This window comes from Aeromonas sp. 603404 (genome assembly GCF_049171775.1).
Classification (GTDB): Bacteria; Pseudomonadota; Gammaproteobacteria; order Enterobacterales; family Aeromonadaceae; genus Aeromonas; species Aeromonas veronii_A.
The window spans coordinates 210,022-229,729 of the sequence record NZ_JAAKPE010000001.1; the positions used below are offsets into that span (position 1 = coordinate 210,022).

Here is a 19,708-nt window from a genome sequence, read left to right on the forward strand (position 1 = left end):
TTGATCAAAACCTATTGAATAAAGAGGTGATGCCTGCGGGCGTCCCCTCGCTGGCCAGCCGGTCAGCCCTGAAAGGATGAGATGATGCAGATGCAAAATGTGGATGTGGTGATTGTCGGTGGCGGCATGGTGGGGCTGGGGCTCGCTGCGGCCCTGCAACATAGCGCCCTCAAGGTGCTGGTGGTGGAGGGACAACTGCCCGACCCGCAGCTGGGGGAGGTGGCCGATAACCGGGTCAGCGCCCTGAGTCTGGCCAGCCAGCAGATCCTGCGCCATGTCGGCGCCTGGGACGGCATTGAAGCGCGCCGCCTGCAGGCCTACGACAAGATGGCGGTGTGGGAGCAGGACAGTTTCGGCCATATCGACTTCGATGCCGCCAGCTTGCGTCAGGCCAACCTCGGCCACATCGTCGAGAATCGGGTGATCCAGCTGGCACTGCTTGAGGCGATTGAAGGTGCCAGCAATATCCAGTTGCTGACCCCCGCCAGAGCCAAGAGCCTGCAGAGCGGCTCGGCGGGCGCCCTGCTGCTCCTTGAAGATGGTCAGGCTATCTCGGCCAAACTGGTGGTAGCCGCCGATGGCGCCCACTCCTGGGTGCGCCGTCAGGCCGATATCCCGCTCACCAGCTGGGATTACGGTCACCACGCGCTGGTGGCGACGGTGCGCTGCGCCGAACCCCATGAAGCTGTTGCTCGCCAGATCTTTACCCCGGATGGCCCGCTCGCCTTTTTGCCGCTGTGGCAAGAGAACCTCTGCTCCATCGTCTGGTCGCTGCCTGCGGCCCGCGCCGAGGCGCTCTGCGCCTGCGACGACGAGCAGTTCAATCGCCAGCTTACCGCCGCCTTCGATGCCCGGCTCGGTCTGTGCAAGGTGGAGGGGCCGCGCAGCGCCATTCCCCTCACCGCCCGCTATGCCCGCGACTTTGCTCGCGAGCGGTTGGTGCTGGTGGGAGATGCCGCTCATACCATCCACCCCCTGGCGGGGCAGGGGGTCAACCTTGGCCTGCTGGATGCTGCCGCGCTGGCGGAGCAGATCTTGCAAAATCATGCTGCGGGCGAGGATATCGGCCTGCTCGCCAACCTGCGCAGCTACGAGCGCTGGCGCAAGAGCGAAGCGGCTCGCATGCTCGCTGCGATGGAGGGGCTCAAGCGGCTGTTCAGCGGGGCCAACCCGCTCAAGAAGCTGGTGCGGGGCGTGGGGTTGCGTGCGGCCAATCTGCTGACGCCCTTCAAGGAGGGGGTGATCCGCGCCGCCATGGGGCTGGAGGGAGAGTTGCCCGCATTGGCCCGTCCTGACTGGGCTGTTGCTGCGACCAAAGGCAGTGCCATGCAGGCCAAGGGTGAAAAAAACTAATATTACTCGCCGTTTTTGACAACAAAAGTAATCCGACAAGGCTGACGACCCGTTTTGGGTGTCAGCCTTTAATTTTGCTCTGGAGCGAAACGTTTTTCTGCAAATTGTGACGAAACGGTGAAAATCAAAATTTAATCTCGCCTGAGTCGGCTTATGGCTGTTTTTATCACTGCATTTATCTTAGTGTCTGGAGTCAGTTTTACGGGAGGGGATTAGTTTTTTTTGAGCGGCACGCTCGCCTGCTTGTCATATAATCCGCTCCGTTCAAGGAATCCCTCTTGCCTGGCAAGGGCAGGAGCGAGCACACACTTTTGGATCCGGTCGCTTTTTGTTGCACGCAATGCAGTCAGAGCGGTGGCGCGGGTCGCAAGGGTGGTCGCCAAAGCGAAAAGGCTTTTTGCTAAGGAAAGAATGCGATGATCCAGACTACTGTACTGCATCCCAAACACCTGGAAGCCGGCGCCAAGATGGTGGACTTCCACGGTTGGGAAATGCCCATCAACTACGGCTCCCAGCTGGAAGAGCACCACGCGGTGCGCAGCGATGCCGGTATGTTCGATGTTTCCCACATGACCATCGTCGATTTGACCGGCGAACGGGTCAAAGCCTTTCTGCAACACCTGCTGGCCAACGACGTGGCCAAACTCACTGCCCCCGGCAAGGCCCTCTACAGCGGCATGCTCAATCCGGAAGGCGGGGTTATCGATGACCTCATCACCTATTATCTTGGCGATACGTTTTACCGGCTGGTGGTCAACTCCGCTACCCGCGAGAAGGATCTGGCCTGGATCCGCCATCACGCCATCGATTTCGATATCACAGTGACCGAGCGTCCTGAGCTGGCGATGATTGCGGTGCAGGGCCCCAACGCCAAGGTCAAGGCTGCTGCTGTGCTGAGCGCCGCTCAGCGTACCGCCGTGGTGGGGATGAAACCCTTCTTCGGCGTGCAGGCTGGCGATCTCTTTATCGCCACTACCGGCTACACCGGCGAAGATGGTTATGAAATCGTGGTGCCGCAAGAGAAAGCCTGCGAGCTGTGGCAAGCGCTGCTGGATAACGGCGTGGCCCCCTGCGGCCTCGGTGCCCGCGATACCCTGCGCCTCGAAGCGGGGATGAACCTCTATGGTCAGGATATGGACGAGTCAATCTCTCCACTCGCCGCCAACATGGCCTGGACCATCGCCTGGGAGCCGAGCGATCGCAATTTCATCGGCCGTGACGTGCTGGAAGCGCAGAAAGCGGCGGGCAACCAGCCCAAGCTGGTGGGTCTGGTGATGGAGGAGAAAGGGGTGCTGCGTGCCGGTATGCCCGTTACCTTCACTGCGGCAAACGGTGAGAAGCGGGAAGGTGTGATCACCTCCGGCTCTTTCTCCCCCACCCTGGGCTACAGTATTGCCCTGGCACGGGTGCCCCGCGATATCGGTGAATTGGCCGAGGTGGAGATCCGCAAAAAGCTGGTCACCGTGAAGGTCACCAAGCCCGCTTTCGTCCGTAACGGCCAGAAGCTGGTTTAATACCGTTTTGGGGGAGGGCAGTGCCTCCCCCATCCCTTTTCATATTCGTTTTTAAACGCGACTCAAAGATCAAAGGAAGCACAAATGAGCCATATCCCGAGCGAACTGAAATATGCCACTTCCCACGAGTGGATCCGTGTTGAAGCCAACGGCGAGGCCGTGGTCGGTATCACCGAGCACGCCCAGGAGCTGCTGGGTGACATGGTGTTTGTCGAGCTGCCGGAAGTGGGCAAGCAGGTCAGTGCCGGTGACGACTGCGCCGTGGCCGAGTCGGTCAAGGCGGCCTCCGATATCTACAGCCCGGTGAGCGGCGAGATCATCGCCGTCAACGAAGAGCTGGAAGGGAGCCCCGAGCTGGTCAACTCCGACCCCTACAGCGCTGGCTGGCTGTTCCGCATCAAGCTCGATGACGAGAGCGAGCTGGCCAACCTGCTGGATGCCGAAGGCTACCAGAACGTGGTGGACGAAGAGTAATGCCCCCGGGCCCTGCCAACACAGCAGGGCCCCTTTGTATGACCGCCAGCCGGGCAAGCACCGGCCGGTGGAAGGGTGAAGTCGCCCGCGTCTGTCGTTTACCAGCCTGCTCTTGCCAGGGTAAACGGGCCGGTCCGCAACAAGGCGATCCCCTCTTGATGCTGCCGCAGCATCCGGTGCCGCACCTTGTCTGCGGGACCCAGAACATGAGTGGAGTCGGTATCAGCCGACGATCAGGAACATCAGGTCTTGGTTATCAGGATGTCATGCCAGGACTTATTTATCAGGAAATAGGGAAATGACCCAGTCACTGTTTGAACTCGAGCAAAAAACCGATTTTGTCCGCCGCCATATCGGCCCGGGCGAGGAAGAGCTGCGCCAGCTGTTGGCGACCGTCGGGGCCGAAAGCCTGGACGATTTGATTGAACAGACCGTGCCTGCCGCCATTCGCCTGCCGGGCCCGCTCGGCATCGGTGCCGGCATGACCGAGGTGGAGGCGCTGGCCAAGCTCAAGGGCTATGCCGCTCAGAACAAGATTGCCAAGAGCTATATCGGCATGGGTTATCACGATACCCATGTGCCCCACGTCATTTTGCGCAATGTGCTGGAAAATCCGGGTTGGTATACCGCCTACACCCCCTATCAGCCCGAGCTGGCACAGGGCCGTCTCGAAGCCCTGCTCAACTTCCAGCAGCTGACGCTGGATCTCACCGGCATGGATCTGGCCAGTGCCTCCCTGCTGGATGAAGCGACCGCCGCCGCCGAGGCGATGGCGCTGGCCAAGCGGATGGCCAAGTCCAAATCCAACCTCTTCTTCGTGGCCGATGACGTGCATCCGCAGGTGATCGACGTGGTCAAGGAGCGTGCGGTTCACTTCGGTTTCGACGTGGCGGTTGGCGCCGCCAGCGATGCAGTGAGCGAAGAGGTGTTCGGTGCCCTGTTCCAGTACCCCACCACCACAGGTGAGGTGAAAGATCTGCGCGCCCTGATTGCCGCGGTACAGGCCCAGAAAGGGCTGGCCTGCGTCAGCGCCGACCTGCTCTCCCTGCTGCTGCTCAAATCCCCGGGCGAGCTGGGCGCCGATGTGGTGTTGGGCTCCGCCCAGCGCTTTGGTGTGCCCATGGGTTACGGTGGCCCACATGCCGCCTTCTTCGCCACCCGTGATGCCTACAAGCGCTCCATGCCGGGCCGCATCATTGGTGTCTCCAAGGATGCCCGTGGCAAGGCCGCGCTGCGCATGGCGATGCAGACCCGCGAGCAGCATATCCGCCGCGAGAAGGCCAACTCCAACATCTGTACTGCTCAGGTGCTGCTGGCCAACATGGCAAGCTTCTACGCCGTCTATCACGGCCCGGTGGGGCTGAAAACCATCGCCTCCCGTGTGCACCGTCTCACCACCATTCTGGCGCTCGGCCTCAAGGCCAAGGGCGTGGCCCTCAAGCATGCCAGCTGGTTCGATACCCTGACCGTGCTGACGGCAGATAAAGAAGCACTCATTGCCAAGGCCGAGGGGCTCGGCATCAACCTGCGCGCCGATCTCGACGGTGCGGTAGGGGTGTCCCTCTCTGAAACCACCACCCGCGGCGATGTGGCCGAGCTGTTCGATCTCTTCCTCGGTCAAGGTCACGGACTGGAGCTCGAGGCTCTCGACAAGGCGGCGCAGGCCCATCACGCCATCCCGCAGGATCTGCTGCGCACCGACGCCGTGCTGACCTACGAGGTGTTCAACAAGTACCACTCCGAAACCGAGATGTTGCGTTATATCCACCGTCTCGAAGCCAAGGATCTGGCGCTCAACTACGCCATGATCTCCTTGGGCTCCTGCACCATGAAGCTCAACGCCACCGCCGAGATGATCCCGGTGACCTGGCCCGAGTTCGGCAAGTTGCACCCGTTCGCCCCGCTGGCACAGGCCAAGGGCTACCAACTGCTGCTGGCCGACCTCGAAAACTGGCTGGTGAAGGTGACCGGTTACGATGCGGTCTGCATGCAGCCCAACTCAGGTGCCCAGGGCGAGTACGCGGGTCTGCTCGCCATCAAGAAGTACCACGAGTCCCGTGGCGAGGGGCATCGCGACATCTGCCTGATCCCAGCTTCTGCCCACGGTACCAACCCCGCCTCTGCCCAGATGGCGGGGCTCAAGGTGATCGTCACCGCCTGTGACAAGTCCGGCAACGTGGATCTCGACGACCTGCGCGCCAAGGCGGCCGAGGCGGGGGATCAGCTCTCCTGTCTGATGGTGACCTATCCCTCCACCCACGGGGTGTACGAGGAGACCATCAAGGAGGTGTGCGACATCGTTCACCAGCACGGTGGTCAGGTCTATCTGGACGGCGCCAATATGAACGCGCAAGTCGGGTTGACTGCGCCGGGCTTTATCGGGGCAGACGTCTCTCACCTCAACCTGCACAAGACCTTCGCCATTCCTCACGGCGGTGGCGGCCCGGGCATGGGCCCCATCGGCGTGAAGAAGCATCTGGCACCGTTCGTGGCTGGTCACGCCGTGGTCAAGACCGACAAGGAGAGCCGTGACAACGGCGCCGTGTCGGCGGCACCGTTCGGCTCGGCCAGCATCCTGCCCATCAGCTGGATGTATATCGCCATGCTGGGTGACGAGGGGCTGAAGAGATCCACTCAGGTAGCGATCCTCAACGCCAACTATCTGGCCAAGAAGCTGGGTGAATCCTTCCCGGTGCTCTACTCTGGCCGCAACGGTCGGGTGGCGCACGAGTGCATTCTGGATATCCGTCCGCTCAAGGAGGCTTCTGGCATCAGCGAGATGGACGTAGCCAAGCGGCTGATGGACTACGGCTTCCACGCACCGACCATGAGCTTCCCGGTGGCGGGCACCCTGATGGTCGAGCCGACCGAGTCGGAATCCAAGCGCGAACTGGATCGCTTCGTCGAGGCGATGACGTCCATCCGCGCCGAGATTGCCAAGGTGCAGGAGGGGCAGTGGAGCCTCGCCGACAACCCGTTGGTTCATGCGCCGCACACTCAGGATGACGTGATGGATGCAGAGTGGTCCCGTGGCTACAGCCGCGCCGAGGCGGTCTTCCCGTCCGACGCTGTGCGCGCCGCCAAACTGTGGCCCTCTGTGAACCGCATCGACGACGTCTACGGCGATCGCAACCTGTTCTGCTCCTGCATTCCGACCGAGGATTACGCCAAGTAAGTAGCGTCCAGGAGCAACAGTTAAGCCGTATAAACAACAGGGCCACCCAGACGGGTGGCCCTTCGTTTACATGGACTTTATCTGCATGCTGCTATCCGAATGTCCGGCTTAGGTCCTTGAGCTGGCTCGCTTTGCTCTGCAAGTTGGCACTGGTTTTACTGACCTGATCGATTTTGAGGCTGTTATCGTGAGAAAGTGAGGATATCTGATTGATATTACGACAGATCTCCTCGATCACCGCTTGCTGCTGGGTCGCTGCAGCGGAAACTTGATTGGAAAAATCAGAGACCTTGTCTATTTCGATCACGACCTGATTCAGGTTGCCGGTGCTTGCCCGAGTGGTTGCGAGGCAATCATTGGTTCTGGTCACATTGAGATGCATCATCTCTTTCCATCCCCCGAGGGTTTGCTGGATATGACCAATGCTGCTCTGGATCTGCTCTGTTGCTCTATGGGTTCTGGTCGACAGGCTGCGTACCTCGTCAGCCACCACTGCAAAGCCGCGTCCCTGATCGCCCGCCCGCGCTGCTTCAATGGAGGCATTGAGTGCCAGCAGGTTGGTTTGATCCGCAATCCCGCGAATTTCACTCATGATGCTGCCGATCCGTTCGGACTCGCTTGCCAGCTCGACGGCTGACTGGAAGGCCTGCTCTGCCTGGGTAGCCAGTGCCGACATCTCTTCTCCCGCATCGGAAAGCTGATTGCTGGTGGTGATGCAATGGTTGCGCGCCTCTTCTATCTGCTGGTTGCTGTCCTGAATATTGCGGCTGATCTCTTCGGCAGCTGATGCCATCTGGGTAACTGCGGTGGCGACTTGCTGAATTTGCATATCCTGTGAGGAGATATCCCTGCTGGCCAGTGCGGCCGAACCACTCAAATTGTTGGCCATGGCATTGAGCGAGAGTGTGGTGTCATCGACTCTTCCCAGCACGGTACGGATTCTGGCTTGCCAGAGCTTGATATGGAAATCGGCAATGCTGTGGGGGGCATCCCCCGAGAAGATCAGGCGGCTGATGCTGTCGTAGTCCTGCTCAAGCTGTTGCAAGAATCGCGGTGTGAGGAAGAGCGCATTACGGTTGAACCAGAGGGTGGCCAATAGGGGAATGATGATCCAGAGCGCCTGCAGTGGTGTGAGCAGCCAGAGCGCGCTAATCACGCTGAGCAGCAGCAGGGGTATGGTCATGATGGCCGGAGTGAGCAGGCGCTGCCCCATGTGAATGGCGGAGCCGGTTTCGCGTGCCTTAAGGGTTTTGTACATCTTGTTGGCACGCGCTTTGTGCTCTGCGGAGGGTCGGCAACGAACGGATTGGTAACCCACCATCTTGCCATCTTCATAGATCGGGGTGACATAGGCATCAACCCAGTAATAGCTACCATCTTTGCAGCGGTTTTTGACTATGCCCCGCCACGGCTTGCCCGCTTTTAGATGGGCCCAGAGATCGGCGAATGCCGCCTTGGGCATGTCTGGGTGGCGTACCAGGTTGTGATGTTGTCCCAGCATCTCTTCAAGGCTATAGCCTGCCACCTGACAAAACGCCGGATTGGCGTAGGTGATGTCTCCTTTGAGATCGGTGGTCGATACCAACTGGACGTTGTCGGTAAATTCAACTTCGGTATCTGTAGTGTGAGGTGTGTTGGTTACCATGATCAGGCTCCGGTTTTACCATAACGGAATGCATCGTCTGAGTATGGCAGAGGCTGCTCATTTTATTGTGTTGTTGCTCATTAACTGTTCTGCGCCTAGCAGGGGCATCTACACATCTTCCATCGCAACGGTTTGGCGGGGGACGCAAGCCAAGTAACATCGCATGAGTTATAGCCACGCAGCGATACAGGTAAGGCAATTAAGTTGGGGGCGATTTTATGGAATTATGACGGCACCCTGGTCAATTCGGTGCCGCAGAATATCGATATCGCCAAGCAGATCCTGGCTGAGGTCGCCCCCCATCTGACCGGCGATCAGTTACCTCGTTATCTGCGCAGCGAAGCGGAGTATCACCACGCCAATCACGCCGCCAAGAACTGGCAGGCGCTCGATATGGATTAGTACGGCCTGTCGCGGGACGAGCCTAGTGCAGGCTGGCAGTCAGTGAGCCAAACATCAGGAGAGACAGGGACTTAGGTGCATTTTTTAGGAGCTGGAGGTGGTGATTGACCATTTCTCTGCCATTTCCCATGGCATTTGTTCGAAAAACGCCTAAAAAACCTTCTCCGGGTGCTTGAACTGCATGGCGTGAACAGCCGGTTCAAGGCTGTGGTCGGCTATGATGACGTGCCCGGACTGCAGCAAAAACCTCATCCTTTCGGTGGCCTCAAATGTCTGGAGTCTATCTTCGGCCCAGCCTGGTGCCAGTCGCTGATCTATATCGGTGACCATGAAGCGGATGTGCAGTTTGCCCGTCATTTGCAAGGGGCGCTTGGCGAGCAGAGCCGCGCGACCCCGGAGCGCTGGGAACACCAACCCGACCATATCGTCTGTGACGTCGAGGATCTGCTCACCATCGTCGGGCAATATCTGTAACGCCGGTTGCAGATTGTCATACAGAACATGCAAAACGCCGATCTGTTGATCGGCGTTTTGTCTATGTGAAGCCTGATGGTTTCACACTCAGCTGGCTTAACACTCTGCCTGCTTAAAAATGGGTGGTTTAAAACAGCAGTTGCGTCAGGTAGCCCATCAGGATCGCCATGCCGAGGATCACGGTAAGGAAGGACGCAATCATCGGGGTTCTGAACATGGATTTGAGCAGGATCACCTCGGTTAGACTGGCACCGGCACTGCCGATGATCAGCGCCATGACGGCGCCCATCCCCATCCCTTTGCCCAGCAGTACCGACGCTAGAGGGATCACGGCCTCGGCACGGATGTAGAGCGGGATCCCGACGATGGCGCTGAAAGGGATGGCCAGCGGGTTGTCGGCACCAGCATGGGCGGCGATCCACTCGGCCGGAATAAAACCGTAAATAAACGAGCCGATGAGCACCCCCAGCAGCAGGAAGGGCAATACCGCTTTGAACTGCTGCCAGGCATCGAGGCGAGCTTTGACCCAGGCGGTGGGGAGCTGTGGCGCACGAGTCAGGGTTGCCGTGCCATCGCCGCAGCAGGAGAGGGTGGCCTGTTCTGCCATCTCTGGTTGCGGTGCCGGGCAGCACGCTGCCCCGTTGAGGGGTTTGATTGCACGAATGGCGCTGCGTTGGTTGTCACTGCAATGTGCTTGAGTGGTGGCGCGGGTCGCCGGGCCACAGCCGCTACCGCAAGAGGGGGTGGCCTCTTTGGGGTCGATGACATGGCGCTCGAACCCGAGCCTGTCGAGCAGCATGCTCGCCATGACGGAGACGCTGGCAGCGATCACGGCGTAGAGCAGGGTCACTTTCCAGCCAAAGGTGGCCCACATCAAGCCGACGATGATGGGGTTCAGCAGTGGCGAGATAAACAGGAAGGTGAGGGTGGGGCCAAAGCCAGCCTTGGCCGAGAGCAGCCCTCTCAGCATGGGGATGGTGGAGCAGCTGCAAAAGGGGGTGACGGCGCCGAGCAGGGCAGAGAGCAGATAGCCCTTGCCGTGGCGGGCCCCCAGCATCCGCTGGATCTTCTCGTCGGGGATCTTCTGACGGATCAGGCTGACCCCGGCGCTAATGACCAGAAACAGCACCGACAGCTCGACAGCCAGAAACAGGAACATCTGGGCTGCATCGGTCAGCATGGTTAACCACTCATTCATTGTCGTATCCTCACTTGGTTTCTATATTTCCAAAATAATCGAAATTAATGGTCGGTCAAGATATTTCTGGTATTATCGAAATATCAAATTCGTGGAGGGCGCAGAGATGCAACTGGAAGAGGTCGCCAAGGCATTGAAAGAGCTGGGTCATCCGACCCGACTGTTTATCTTCAAGCATCTGGTCAAGGCGGGAGAGCAGGGGTTGCCGGTGGGGGAGCTGCAAAAGCAGCTGGTGATCCCCGCTTCCACCCTCAGCCACCATATCGCGGCGCTGGTCTCGGTGGGGCTGGTGAAGCAAAACCGGGAGAGTCGCACCCTGCTGTGCGTCTCTCAATACGCGGTGCTGGAGGAGATCATCGCCTTTTTCCGCGATGAGTGTTGCGTCAACAGCCCGGAGCATCGGCAAGATCAAAGGCAAGAGCTGCCTTCCTGAGGGCTATGGCTGCTAGTAGTGCTGCGCGTAATAAAAAAACGCCGATCATGCGATCGGCGTTTTGCATTGTTTTTCTCAACTGCGTGCATTAACCCAGATTGGCTGCAACCTTGCTTTGAGCTTGTCCCTTGCGCTTGATGACAAAGCCAATGCCCAGTACCACCAGCCAGGCGGGGATAAGTTCGACCGAGATGCGGAAATCGGGGGTCATATACATGATCACCAGAATACCGGCCATGAACGCGAGGCAGAGATAGTTGCCTAAGGGGTACCAGAACGCCTTGAACTTGGGCTGGACACCCTCTGCGACCTTGGCCTTGCGGAACTTGAGGTGCGCGAGGCTGATCATCGCCCAGTTGATCACCAGTGCGGAGACCACCAGCGCCATCAGCAGGCCGAACGCCTTGCCCGGCATCAGGTAGTTGATCAGCACGCAGAGCAGGGTGGCGATGGCCGAGACCGAGAGGGCAACCAGTGGCACGCCGCTCTTGTTGGTCTTGAGCAGGGCTTTCGGGCCGTTGCCCTGTTTGGCCAGCCCGAACAGCATCCGGCTGTTGCAGTAGACGCAGCTGTTGTAGACCGACAGTGCTGCCGTCAGTACCACGATGTTGAGTACGGTGGCGACGAGATTGCTGTCCAGAGCGTGGAAAATCATCACGAACGGGCTGCCGCCTTCCACCACTTTACCCCAGGGATAGAGGGACATCAGGATAGCCAGGGCGCCGATGTAGAAGATGAGGATGCGGTAGATCACCTGATTGGTGGCCTTGGGAATGCTCTTCTCGGGGTTGTCCGCTTCCGCGGCGGTAATGCCCACCAGCTCCAGACCGCCGAAGGAGAACATGATCACCGCCATCGCCATCACCAGACCGCTGATGCCGTTGGGGAAGAAGCCGCCCTGAGCCCACAGGTTGGTGACGCTGGCCTCGGGTCCGCCGGCACCGGAGAGGAGCAGATAGCCGCCAAAGCCAATCATGCCGATGATGGCAACCACCTTGATGATGGCGAACCAGAACTCCATCTCGCCAAACGCTTTGACGTTGGAGAGGTTGATGGCGTTGATCAGCACGAAGAAGAAGGCGGCCGACATCCAGGTCGGGATCTCGGGCCACCAGTATTGGACATAAATGCCCACTGCGGTTAACTCGGCCATGCTCACCAGCACGTAGAGCACCCAGTAGTTCCAGCCGGATGCAAAACCGGCAAACTCGCCCCAGTATTTGTAGGCAAAGTGGCTGAATGAACCGGCTACCGGCTCTTCCACCACCATTTCACCGAGCTGGCGCATGATCAGGAAGGCGATAAAGCCGCCGATGGCATACCCCAGCAGGACCGAGGGGCCTGCCATCTTGATGGTTTGGGCAATGCCCAGAAAGAGGCCGGTGCCGATGGCGCCGCCTAAAGCAATCAACTGAATGTGGCGGTTTTTAAGGCCGCGCTTCAGCTCCTCACCGTCTTGTTTCAAATCCATGGGTCTGTCCTTACGTCTCTGTTGTCTCTGGTCGGTGTTGGGCTCATCCTGAGCAGGCCGCAGTGCGTAGCCAAAACCTGACGAAATCTGTATTTATTTCGTTACGCCATGCCGTTTTCAATTTTTAGTGTTGGCTGGCAACCGAAGCAGAATAGTGATAATCCGCCATGAATGCACCTATTTTCCATCTCGAATGGCCGTATTTTGTACCAATGGCAGCTTTTTCATGATCTGAAGAGGCACGTTGGTAGTTTTTGGTTGATGTTTGTGCAATCGAATTCTGTTTTGTTGACATTTTGTCTTGTTGGTGTGCTTTTGTTGTGCCGAGCCACAAATGGATGCAAATGATGCCAAACAAGCGGGAGTGCAAGGAAGAGTGCAGGGAGTTGGAGCACAGGGAACGCGAAAGCGTGCTGCAACAAGGGGTTGCCCGGAGTGTGCTGGTGGCGCTCTGGTTAGGGATTGCCGCCAGTCCGCTGTTGTTGCTGGTGGCCGCGATTATGTTGCTGGGTTGGCTGTTACTCGGTGATCAGGAGTTGCTGCACTACTGGCAGCCGCTGTTGCTGGTTGGTGGGGTAACGGGGGCGCTCGTTGGCGGCTGGTTGGCGGAGCGGGTTCGCCTGCGCCACGGTTTGCTGGCCTTCTATGCCCGGTTGATGAACAACCCTGAGCTCAATCGTTAGTGAACGCTGGCTGTTTGCCGAGCGCAGCAGAACGGAATCGAATAGCGGCTAACTGGCAGCGGGTGACAAGGGCACAACGCCAAGGTCGACAAGAAGAGGGACAAGTATTTGTGGTGCTTATCCCTTTTTATCCATGCTTTTCACTGCCATCTATGTGAATTGCAGTTCGCCACAGCTGACTTTCGCCGCGACACTGTAATTTTTATCTTTTGTTGATGCAGATAGCTGTCAAGCTGGCTTAACAGAGCTGGCGGCGCAGACCGGTTGCCTCGAGAACCTTGGCGCTGATCTCCTCCACCGAGTGGGAGCTGGTATCCAGGAAGCGGATCGCCTCCTGGCGAAACAGTCGCTCCACGCAGGCCAGCTCCTGCTCGCACTGTTCGATGGAGGAGTAGCGGCTGTTGGCACGGCGCTGGTTACGGATCTCGTGCAGCCGCTGCGGCGCTATGGTGAGGCCAAACAGCTTGTGACGGTTGGCCTTGAGGGGGGCGGGCAGCTCCAGCATCCCCATGTCCTGCTCGATAAAGGGGTAGTTGGCGGCGCGAATGCCAAACTGCAGCGCCAGATAGAGGCTGGTGGGGGTCTTGCCGCAGCGGGAGACCCCGATCAGGATGATGTCCGCCTCATCGTACTCCCTGGTGGTGATGCCATCGTCGTTGGCAAGTGCGAAGTTGACCGCCTCGATGCGATCGTCATAGAGCTTGCGGTTCTCCATGCCGTGGGTGCGGTGGAGGCGGGGCTCGGCTTTGACCCCCAGCTCCTGCTCCAGCGGGCTGACGAAGGTATTGAGAAAGTCGTGGCCGCACGCCTCCGATTTCAGTACCTCTTCCCGTACCAGCGGGTCGACGATGGTGTGAAACAGAATGGGGCGTACCCCGGTCTGGCGAAACTGCTCGTCGATCCGCATCCGTACCTGACGGGCTTTCTCCAGTGTCTCCACAAAGGGGATAGTGATCTGCTCGAAGGCCAGCGGAAACTGGCTCAGTACCGCGTGGCCGAACACTTCGGCGGTGATGGCGGTTCCGTCTGAAACATAAAATACGGTGTGCACGTAGGGCTCCTGTGATACCGCGGGTGGGGTCGCATGGGGTAAGGGGTGAGAAGTATCTCCCGAAACCATACCAGTTTTGTCAACCGGTCTGCTGTGCCCAAGTTGTGAAGTGGCTTGCAAACCTGAATCGTTATCTTTTTGTGTCGCCATTGTAGAATGTTCCGGTCATTCGACCATCCCCAACTCTTGCTCGGGGATTTTTTTGAAAATCAGTAGAAAACGTTTTCATTGTCGTTGGCAACAAAAGAAACAGACAATAACGCACCTGACTTACCCATAACCTCATCGATTAAATCGGGCGCACGAGGTGCTATGGCATCGGTGCCCACCAACCTGGAGACATCCAAGTGCAACAGTACGTGCTCTGGTACGAACAACTCGGAATGCAGGACGTAGAACGAGTTGGCGGCAAGAACGCATCCCTTGGCGAGATGATCAGCAACCTCTCTGGCGCCGGCGTATCCGTGCCGGGGGGCTTTGCCACCACCGCCTTTGCGTTTAACGAGTTTCTGGAGTCAAGCGGCCTCAACGGCAAGATCCACCATCTGCTCGACAATCTCGACGTGGACGATATCGCCGCCCTCAACCGGGCCGGTCAGCAGATCCGCGATTGGGTGATCGAAGCCCCGTTCCAGCCCGAGCTGGAGCAGGCTATCCGGGTTGCCTATGAAAAGTTGAGTGCCGGTGTCGAGGCCTCGTTTGCGGTGCGCTCCTCCGCCACCGCCGAGGATATGCCGGACGCCTCCTTTGCCGGTCAGCAGGAGACCTTCCTCAACGTACGTGGCATCGATGCCGTCATGACGGCGGTCAAGCATGTGTTTGCTTCCCTGTTCAACGATCGCGCCATCTCCTATCGGGTGCATCAGGGCTACGACCACAAGGGTGTTGCCCTCTCGGCCGGGGTGCAGCGGATGGTGCGCTCGGATCTCGCCGCCTCCGGCGTCATGTTTACCCTGGATACCGAGTCCGGTTTCAACGACGTGGTCTTTATCACCGGCGCCCATGGTCTTGGCGAGATGGTGGTGCAGGGCGCGGTCAACCCGGACGAGTTCTATGTGCACAAGCCGACCCTCAAGGGGGGCCGCCCGGCGGTGGTACGCAAGACCCTCGGCTCCAAGCTTATCAAGATGACCTACTCTGACGATGCCGGTCATGGTCGTCAGGTGAAGATTGTCGACACCAATGAGGCCGAGCGCAGCCGCTTCTGCATCAGCGATGAGGAGGTGATGGCGCTGGCGAAACAGGCCCTCATCATTGAGCAGCACTATGGCCGCCCGATGGACATCGAGTGGGCCAAGGATGGTCAGGATGGCCAGCTCTATATCGTGCAGGCCCGCCCGGAAACCGTGCGCAGCCGCCAGGAGGCCAACACCCTCGAGCGTTTTGCCCTCAAGCAAGCGGGCAAGGTGCTGATCGAGGGGCGGGCTATCGGTCACAAGATTGGCGCGGGCCCGGCGCGGGTCATCTCCTCCATCAGCCAGATGGACGAAGTGCAACCCGGCGACGTGCTGGTTACCGACATGACCGACCCGGACTGGGAGCCCATCATGAAGCGGGCCTCCGCCATCGTCACCAACCGGGGAGGCCGCACCTGTCACGCCGCCATTATCGCTCGCGAGCTGGGCATTCCGGCGGTGGTCGGCTGTGGCAACGCCACCGACCATATTCAGCCGGGCCAGCGGATCACCGTCTCCTGTGCGGAAGGGGATACCGGTTTTATCTATGACGGCGAGCTGGACTTCGATGTGGCGGTGACCGAGGTGGGCAATATGCCGCGCCTGCCCATCAAGATCATGATGAACGTCGGCAACCCGGACCGCGCTTTCGACTTTGCCCAGTTGCCCAATGCAGGGGTTGGGCTGGCGCGCCTTGAATTCATCATCAACCGGATGATCGGCGTGCACCCCAAGGCGCTGCTGGAGTTTGACCAGCAAACCCCAGAGCTGCAGACCACCATCGCCAAGATGATCGCCGGTTACGACAGCCCGCGGGAGTTCTATGTGGCCAAGCTGACCGAGGGGATCGCCACTCTGGGGGCCGCCTTCTGGCCGGAGCGGGTGATCGTGCGGATGTCGGACTTCAAGTCCAACGAGTACGCCAATCTGGTGGGCGGTCGTGGCTACGAGCCCCACGAGGAGAACCCGATGATCGGTTTTCGTGGCGCATCCCGCTACATCGCCGATAGCTTCCGCCCCTGCTTTGCCCTCGAGTGCGAGGCGATCAAGCGGGTGCGCGATGTGATGGGGTTGACCAACGTCGAGGTGATGATCCCCTTCGTGCGCACCGTGGGCGAGGCGGAGCAGGTGATCGACATCCTGGCCGAGAACGGTCTGCGCCGCGGCGAGCGGGGGCTCAAGGTGATCATGATGTGCGAGATCCCGAGCAATGCCCTGTTGGCAGACAAGTTCCTCGAGCACGTGGATGGCTTCTCCATCGGCTCCAATGACATGACCCAGCTCACCCTTGGGTTGGATCGGGATTCCGGGCTAATCGCCCATCTGTTCGACGAGCGTAACGAGGCGGTCAAGGCGCTGCTGGCGATGGCGATCCAGGCTGCGCGCAAGGCGGGCAAGTACGTGGGGATCTGCGGTCAGGGCCCATCTGATCATCCGGACTTCGCCGCCTGGCTGGTGGAGCAGGGGATCGACTCGGTGTCGCTCAACCCCGATACAGTTGTCGATACCTGGCTCTATCTGGCGGAGCAGCATGGCGCCAAGTAAGTCACTATCGACATGAGTGATTAGAAAGGGGGGCCTAATGGCCCCCTTTTGATCGCTATTATCTTATGTTTTGCCCTTGGGCTTATTCCACCAGGCTCATGCCGGGGATCTGGCGCCAGTAGCCGTTGCAGTCGCTTCCTTGCTGCAAGGAGAGGGGAGCCTGGCCCTGCCGGTTGGCTTTGAAGCGGGCCAGCATCTCCAGCGTCTCCATCCCTTGCGGCGAAAGCCTGACCACATCTACCAGACCTTCCATACCAGCCAGCTCGTTACCCAGGTTGTAGCAGTAACCGGACTGGGTCTGGATCCCGTTGAGATTGAACACCCGTTGCCCTTCGCGGCTGTTGGCCAGTCGTCCGGTGGGGTAGTTGATGCAGGCGAGCTCGCAGTTATCTTTCGGTTTGTCGAGGGAGCGGGCGGTGAAGCAGCGCGCCGAATAGGCGAGCGGCAGATGGCCGTAGGCAAACACCTCCACCTCAAATTGGTCGCGTAGGGGGCCCAGATCCTGATTGAGCTGGATCAGCCAGTCACGGGAGAGCTCCACCGGCATGACCCAGCGTTTCATCCCCTGTTTGAGCAGCATGCGCAGCACATCGGCGTTATAGGCGTTGATGGCGGGACCACAGACGAAGGGGATCCCTGCCTCCCAGGCGAGTTGCACCGTACCGAGATCGTTGGCTTCGACCATAAGATCGCCATTGTCGACCAGTCGCTTCACCTCCTTGAGCTCGGAAGGGGCGGAGATAAGGGCGAGGGTCGAGAGCACCACCTGCTTGCCGGAGCTGGCCACCTGACGGGCCAGTGCAATCCAGTCATCGACTTTGAGTTCGCGCCGCTTGCTGCAGACTGTCTCCCCCAGATAGATGATGTCGGCCTGACTGTCGGCGGCGGCATGGTAAAAGGCTTCGGTATCGGCTTTGGGCCAGTAGAAGAACAGGGGCCCGAGAGAAAATTGCATGGGTGGACTCCTTATTGCCACTGACGATGGTAGGCGCCGAGGGTAGTCTGGCTACCTTCGGAGACGCGGGCGAGCTGGGCATCCCACTCGGCTTCGACCTGATAGGCTTCGGGATTGGCCTGATAGGCATCGATGGCCGCACGCCAGACCCGGGTCACTTGCTCCACATAAGCAGGGCTGCGTTGGCGCCCTTCAATCTTGACCGACTGGATCCCGGTCTTGAACAGCTCGGGCAAGAGACCCAGGGTATTGAGACTGGTGGGCTCTTCCAGCGCGTGGTAGGTCTGGCCATCCACGTCGAAACGCCCCTTGCACAGGGTCGGGTAACCAGCATTTTCGCCCGGGCCATAGCGGTCGATCAGCACTTCGTTGAGTCGCGACTCGAGGCCATTCGGGGTCTCTGCCCAACGGACGAACTTGGCCGGTGAGCAGGCGCCGACGGTGTTGGGGCTCTCGCCAGTCATGTAGGAGGAGAGATAGCAGCGCCCCTCGGCCATGATGCAGAGGCTGCCAAAGGCGAATACCTCAAGGCCAACATCGGTCTCGCGGGCCAGCTGCTTGACCTGATGCATTGAGAGCACCCGGGGCAGCACCACCCGTGTGACATTGAATTGTTGCTGATAGAAGCGAATGGCGGCGGCATTGGTGGCGCTGGCCTGCACCGAGACATGGAGTTCCATCTCGGGGTAGTGGCGGCTGGCATATTCCAGCACGGCGAGATCGGCGATGATTAACGCATCGGCGCCGAGGGCCACCCCGCGATCAACCGCCTGTTTCCATCGAGTATCGGCCCCAGGATGGGCAAAGGTATTGATGGCAATATGCAGCTTGCGACCATGTTGATGCACATAATCTACCGCCTTCTCCAGTTTGCTGTCGGTAAAGTTGAGACCGGCAAAGTGGCGGGCATTGGTGTCATCCTTGAAACCGATATAAACGGCATCGGCCCCGTTATCCACGGCGGTTTTCAGTGCCGGCAAACTGCCTGCCGGACAGAGTAATTCCATTGGTACGCTCCGAGAGTGCATATGAAGGGCAAACGAGCCCTGATTGTATGCAGCCATGCACTCCCGCTTTTTGACCTGAGGCAGCTTTGTGTGGCTTTACCCTTCTTGAGGTAACCCTGCACAAGTTTGATTTCCAACAGGATCTTGCCACTCTCCCTGTGTTTGAATGCGCAAAAAAGGGAGTCTATCGTGTTTCAACAACTGCAACGCCGCCTGGTCGAACAGGCTCCGCGCTTCTTGCGCCATCCCCTCAAGCTGGTTCCCTTCAATCTGCAAAAGCAGCTGATGGAGAGTTTGCTGGCCCGGGTTTTCAAAGAGGCTATCGAAGATGGTGATTTCGAGTTTCTGGCAGACAAGTGGCTGAAAGTCGAAGTCTCTGATCTGGAGCTGTGCTGGTTTATCAGTGAGCAGAATGGCCAGCTGGTGGTAGCTCGCGAGTGTGACAAGGCCGATGTCTGCTTCAGCGGTACCGCCAACGACCTGATCCTGATTGCCGGTCGCAAAGAGGATCCGGATTCGCTCTTCTTCCAGCGCAAGTTGAAGATAGAAGGGGATACCGAACTGGGCCTTGAGGTGAAAAACCTGATGGACAGTCTGGATCTCGATGGCTTGCCAAGCCTGATGAAGTATCCCCTGATGGATCTGGCGACGTTTATCGAACGCGCCCGCACCGAGTCAGCGCAGGCTCCGGTGCAGACGGCGCCGGGCGGGATCCCGTCTTAAGTGGACAATCACCCCATGGGCATGGCGACGATAATGGTGCCGTGCCCAGAGGCAACGACAGGCCCACAGACAGGGCACCAAGGCGATGAGTGCCGCAGGGGCGGGCAGCTGTGACATGGCCAGCCCCGCAGCCAGCCAGATAAAGGGTTGCGCTTCATACAGCCACTCCGGCTGTAGCCAGCGTTTGCTCGGAAAGATAATCAGATCGGTACGTCGGTAGCTGGAGCGCATCATCCAGGTCACCGCTCCGGCGATAAACAGCAAGGCGCCTGCAAACCAGAGCAGGGGCTGTTCACTCAACGTAATAATGGCAATGGCTGCCAGCAGGTAGAGGCTGGGCAATCTCTCATAGATAAAGGGAGGAAGCATGGCGTGGTGTCTCCTGTGCCGTTTATCGGATATCCATCAAGTTTAGTCCCCCCCTCTCACT

At 59.1% G+C, this 19,708-nt stretch carries 18 protein-coding genes; 10 read left to right on the plus strand and 8 right to left on the minus strand.

Annotated elements, in window-relative coordinates; all coding sequences use genetic code 11:
• The first annotated feature begins 84 nt into the window (after positions 1–84).
• Positions 85–1,353 carry an FAD-dependent 2-octaprenylphenol hydroxylase gene (locus G5306_RS00930; RefSeq protein ID WP_421312418.1) on the plus strand — a complete coding sequence of 423 codons (1,269 nt, stop codon included), beginning with the start codon at positions 85–87 and terminating at the stop codon, positions 1,351–1,353.
• 212 nt (positions 1,354–1,565) lie between these two features.
• Here G5306_RS00930 and G5306_RS00935 read toward each other — a convergent pair whose 3' ends face one another.
• Entirely contained in the window at positions 1,566–1,793 is a 228-nt protein-coding gene (locus G5306_RS00935) for a hypothetical protein (RefSeq protein WP_041915404.1), read from the minus strand.
• Here G5306_RS00935 and gcvT point away from each other — a divergent pair.
• The 3 genes from gcvT (at position 1,770) to gcvP (ending at position 6,516) form a co-directional block, all read left to right on the plus strand.
• Positions 1,770–2,867 carry a glycine cleavage system aminomethyltransferase GcvT gene (gcvT, locus tag G5306_RS00940; RefSeq protein ID WP_005352980.1) on the plus strand — a complete coding sequence of 366 codons (1,098 nt, stop codon included), beginning with the start codon at positions 1,770–1,772 and terminating at the stop codon, positions 2,865–2,867. The genes G5306_RS00935 and gcvT overlap by 24 nt on opposite strands.
• 84 nt (positions 2,868–2,951) lie before the next feature.
• The gene (gcvH, locus tag G5306_RS00945) at positions 2,952–3,341 is read left to right on the plus strand and encodes a glycine cleavage system protein GcvH (RefSeq protein ID WP_005333898.1); all 390 of its coding nucleotides are present in this window, start codon (positions 2,952–2,954) and stop codon (positions 3,339–3,341) included.
• Positions 3,342–3,639: 298 nt separating this feature from the next.
• A complete protein-coding gene (gcvP, locus tag G5306_RS00950; protein WP_421312087.1) occupies positions 3,640–6,516 on the plus strand; it encodes an aminomethyl-transferring glycine dehydrogenase in 2,877 nt (958 codons plus the stop codon).
• 91 nt (positions 6,517–6,607) lie between these two features.
• Here gcvP and G5306_RS00955 read toward each other — a convergent pair whose 3' ends face one another.
• Complete coding sequence (locus tag G5306_RS00955; RefSeq protein WP_216953960.1) at positions 6,608–8,161, minus strand: methyl-accepting chemotaxis protein; 1,554 nt, start codon at positions 8,159–8,161, stop codon at positions 6,608–6,610.
• A gap of 204 nt (positions 8,162–8,365) precedes the next feature.
• On the opposite strand from G5306_RS00955, the gene G5306_RS00960 reads away from it, so the two are divergent.
• Complete coding sequence (locus G5306_RS00960; protein WP_323912128.1) at positions 8,366–8,563, plus strand: hypothetical protein; 198 nt, start codon at positions 8,366–8,368, stop codon at positions 8,561–8,563.
• 135 nt (positions 8,564–8,698) lie between these two features.
• Complete coding sequence (locus G5306_RS00965; protein WP_323912126.1) at positions 8,699–9,037, plus strand: HAD family hydrolase; 339 nt, start codon at positions 8,699–8,701, stop codon at positions 9,035–9,037.
• A 127-nt stretch (positions 9,038–9,164) separates the two neighbouring features.
• On the opposite strand, the gene G5306_RS00970 is transcribed toward G5306_RS00965, so the two are convergent.
• Positions 9,165–10,235, minus strand: a complete 1,071-nt coding sequence (locus G5306_RS00970) for a permease (protein WP_421312088.1) — start codon at positions 10,233–10,235, stop codon at positions 9,165–9,167.
• A gap of 106 nt (positions 10,236–10,341) precedes the next feature.
• Between G5306_RS00970 and G5306_RS00975 the strand changes: the two genes are divergently transcribed.
• Positions 10,342–10,668, plus strand: coding sequence for an ArsR/SmtB family transcription factor (locus tag G5306_RS00975; protein WP_128815807.1), 327 nt, complete (start codon positions 10,342–10,344; stop codon positions 10,666–10,668).
• An 88-nt stretch (positions 10,669–10,756) separates the two neighbouring features.
• Here the strand turns inward: G5306_RS00975 and G5306_RS00980 are convergent, their stop codons facing one another.
• Positions 10,757–12,139 carry an amino acid permease gene (locus G5306_RS00980; RefSeq protein ID WP_421312090.1) on the minus strand — a complete coding sequence of 461 codons (1,383 nt, stop codon included), beginning with the start codon at positions 12,137–12,139 and terminating at the stop codon, positions 10,757–10,759.
• A gap of 344 nt (positions 12,140–12,483) precedes the next feature.
• On the opposite strand from G5306_RS00980, the gene G5306_RS00985 reads away from it, so the two are divergent.
• Positions 12,484–12,822 carry a hypothetical protein gene (locus G5306_RS00985; RefSeq protein ID WP_235671494.1) on the plus strand — a complete coding sequence of 113 codons (339 nt, stop codon included), beginning with the start codon at positions 12,484–12,486 and terminating at the stop codon, positions 12,820–12,822.
• A 238-nt stretch (positions 12,823–13,060) separates the two neighbouring features.
• Here G5306_RS00985 and ppsR read toward each other — a convergent pair whose 3' ends face one another.
• The gene (gene ppsR / locus G5306_RS00990; protein ID WP_005333888.1) at positions 13,061–13,873 is read right to left on the minus strand and encodes a posphoenolpyruvate synthetase regulatory kinase/phosphorylase PpsR; all 813 of its coding nucleotides are present in this window, start codon (positions 13,871–13,873) and stop codon (positions 13,061–13,063) included.
• Positions 13,874–14,220: 347 nt separating this feature from the next.
• On the opposite strand from ppsR, the gene ppsA reads away from it, so the two are divergent.
• The gene (gene ppsA, locus G5306_RS00995) at positions 14,221–16,593 is read left to right on the plus strand and encodes a phosphoenolpyruvate synthase (RefSeq protein WP_421312092.1); all 2,373 of its coding nucleotides are present in this window, start codon (positions 14,221–14,223) and stop codon (positions 16,591–16,593) included.
• Positions 16,594–16,675: 82 nt separating this feature from the next.
• On the opposite strand, the gene G5306_RS01000 is transcribed toward ppsA, so the two are convergent.
• Entirely contained in the window at positions 16,676–17,548 is an 873-nt protein-coding gene (locus tag G5306_RS01000) for a U32 family peptidase (protein WP_421312094.1), read from the minus strand.
• 11 nt (positions 17,549–17,559) lie between these two features.
• A complete protein-coding gene (gene ubiU / locus G5306_RS01005) occupies positions 17,560–18,555 on the minus strand; it encodes a ubiquinone anaerobic biosynthesis protein UbiU (RefSeq protein WP_421312096.1) in 996 nt (331 codons plus the stop codon).
• Positions 18,556–18,744: 189 nt separating this feature from the next.
• Here ubiU and ubiT point away from each other — a divergent pair, with 189 nt between their 5' ends.
• Complete coding sequence (gene ubiT, locus G5306_RS01010; RefSeq protein WP_005344837.1) at positions 18,745–19,278, plus strand: ubiquinone anaerobic biosynthesis accessory factor UbiT; 534 nt, start codon at positions 18,745–18,747, stop codon at positions 19,276–19,278.
• Here ubiT and G5306_RS01015 read toward each other — a convergent pair.
• The gene (locus G5306_RS01015; RefSeq protein ID WP_005351023.1) at positions 19,231–19,647 is read right to left on the minus strand and encodes a hypothetical protein; all 417 of its coding nucleotides are present in this window, start codon (positions 19,645–19,647) and stop codon (positions 19,231–19,233) included. The two genes, ubiT and G5306_RS01015, sit on opposite strands and share 48 nt — an antisense overlap.
• Positions 19,648–19,708 lie beyond the last annotated feature (61 nt).

Coding starts and splice junctions, on each gene's coding strand:
- G5306_RS00930 (WP_421312418.1), top strand. CDS start 85: ATGCAGATGCAAAATGTGGATGTGGTGATTGTCGGTGGCGGCATGGTG.
- gcvT (WP_005352980.1), top strand. CDS start 1,770: ATGATCCAGACTACTGTACTGCATCCCAAACACCTGGAAGCCGGCGCC.
- G5306_RS00935 (WP_041915404.1), bottom strand. CDS start 1,793: ATGCAGTACAGTAGTCTGGATCATCGCATTCTTTCCTTAGCAAAAAGC.
- gcvH (WP_005333898.1), top strand. CDS start 2,952: ATGAGCCATATCCCGAGCGAACTGAAATATGCCACTTCCCACGAGTGG.
- gcvP (WP_421312087.1), top strand. CDS start 3,640: ATGACCCAGTCACTGTTTGAACTCGAGCAAAAAACCGATTTTGTCCGC.
- G5306_RS00955 (WP_216953960.1), bottom strand. CDS start 8,161: ATGGTAACCAACACACCTCACACTACAGATACCGAAGTTGAATTTACC.
- G5306_RS00970 (WP_421312088.1), bottom strand. CDS start 10,235: ATGAATGAGTGGTTAACCATGCTGACCGATGCAGCCCAGATGTTCCTG.
- G5306_RS00975 (WP_128815807.1), top strand. CDS start 10,342: ATGCAACTGGAAGAGGTCGCCAAGGCATTGAAAGAGCTGGGTCATCCG.
- G5306_RS00980 (WP_421312090.1), bottom strand. CDS start 12,139: ATGGATTTGAAACAAGACGGTGAGGAGCTGAAGCGCGGCCTTAAAAAC.
- G5306_RS00985 (WP_235671494.1), top strand. CDS start 12,484: ATGATGCCAAACAAGCGGGAGTGCAAGGAAGAGTGCAGGGAGTTGGAG.
- G5306_RS01000 (WP_421312094.1), bottom strand. CDS start 17,548: ATGCAATTTTCTCTCGGGCCCCTGTTCTTCTACTGGCCCAAAGCCGAT.
- ubiU (WP_421312096.1), bottom strand. CDS start 18,555: ATGGAATTACTCTGTCCGGCAGGCAGTTTGCCGGCACTGAAAACCGCC.
- G5306_RS01015 (WP_005351023.1), bottom strand. CDS start 19,647: ATGCTTCCTCCCTTTATCTATGAGAGATTGCCCAGCCTCTACCTGCTG.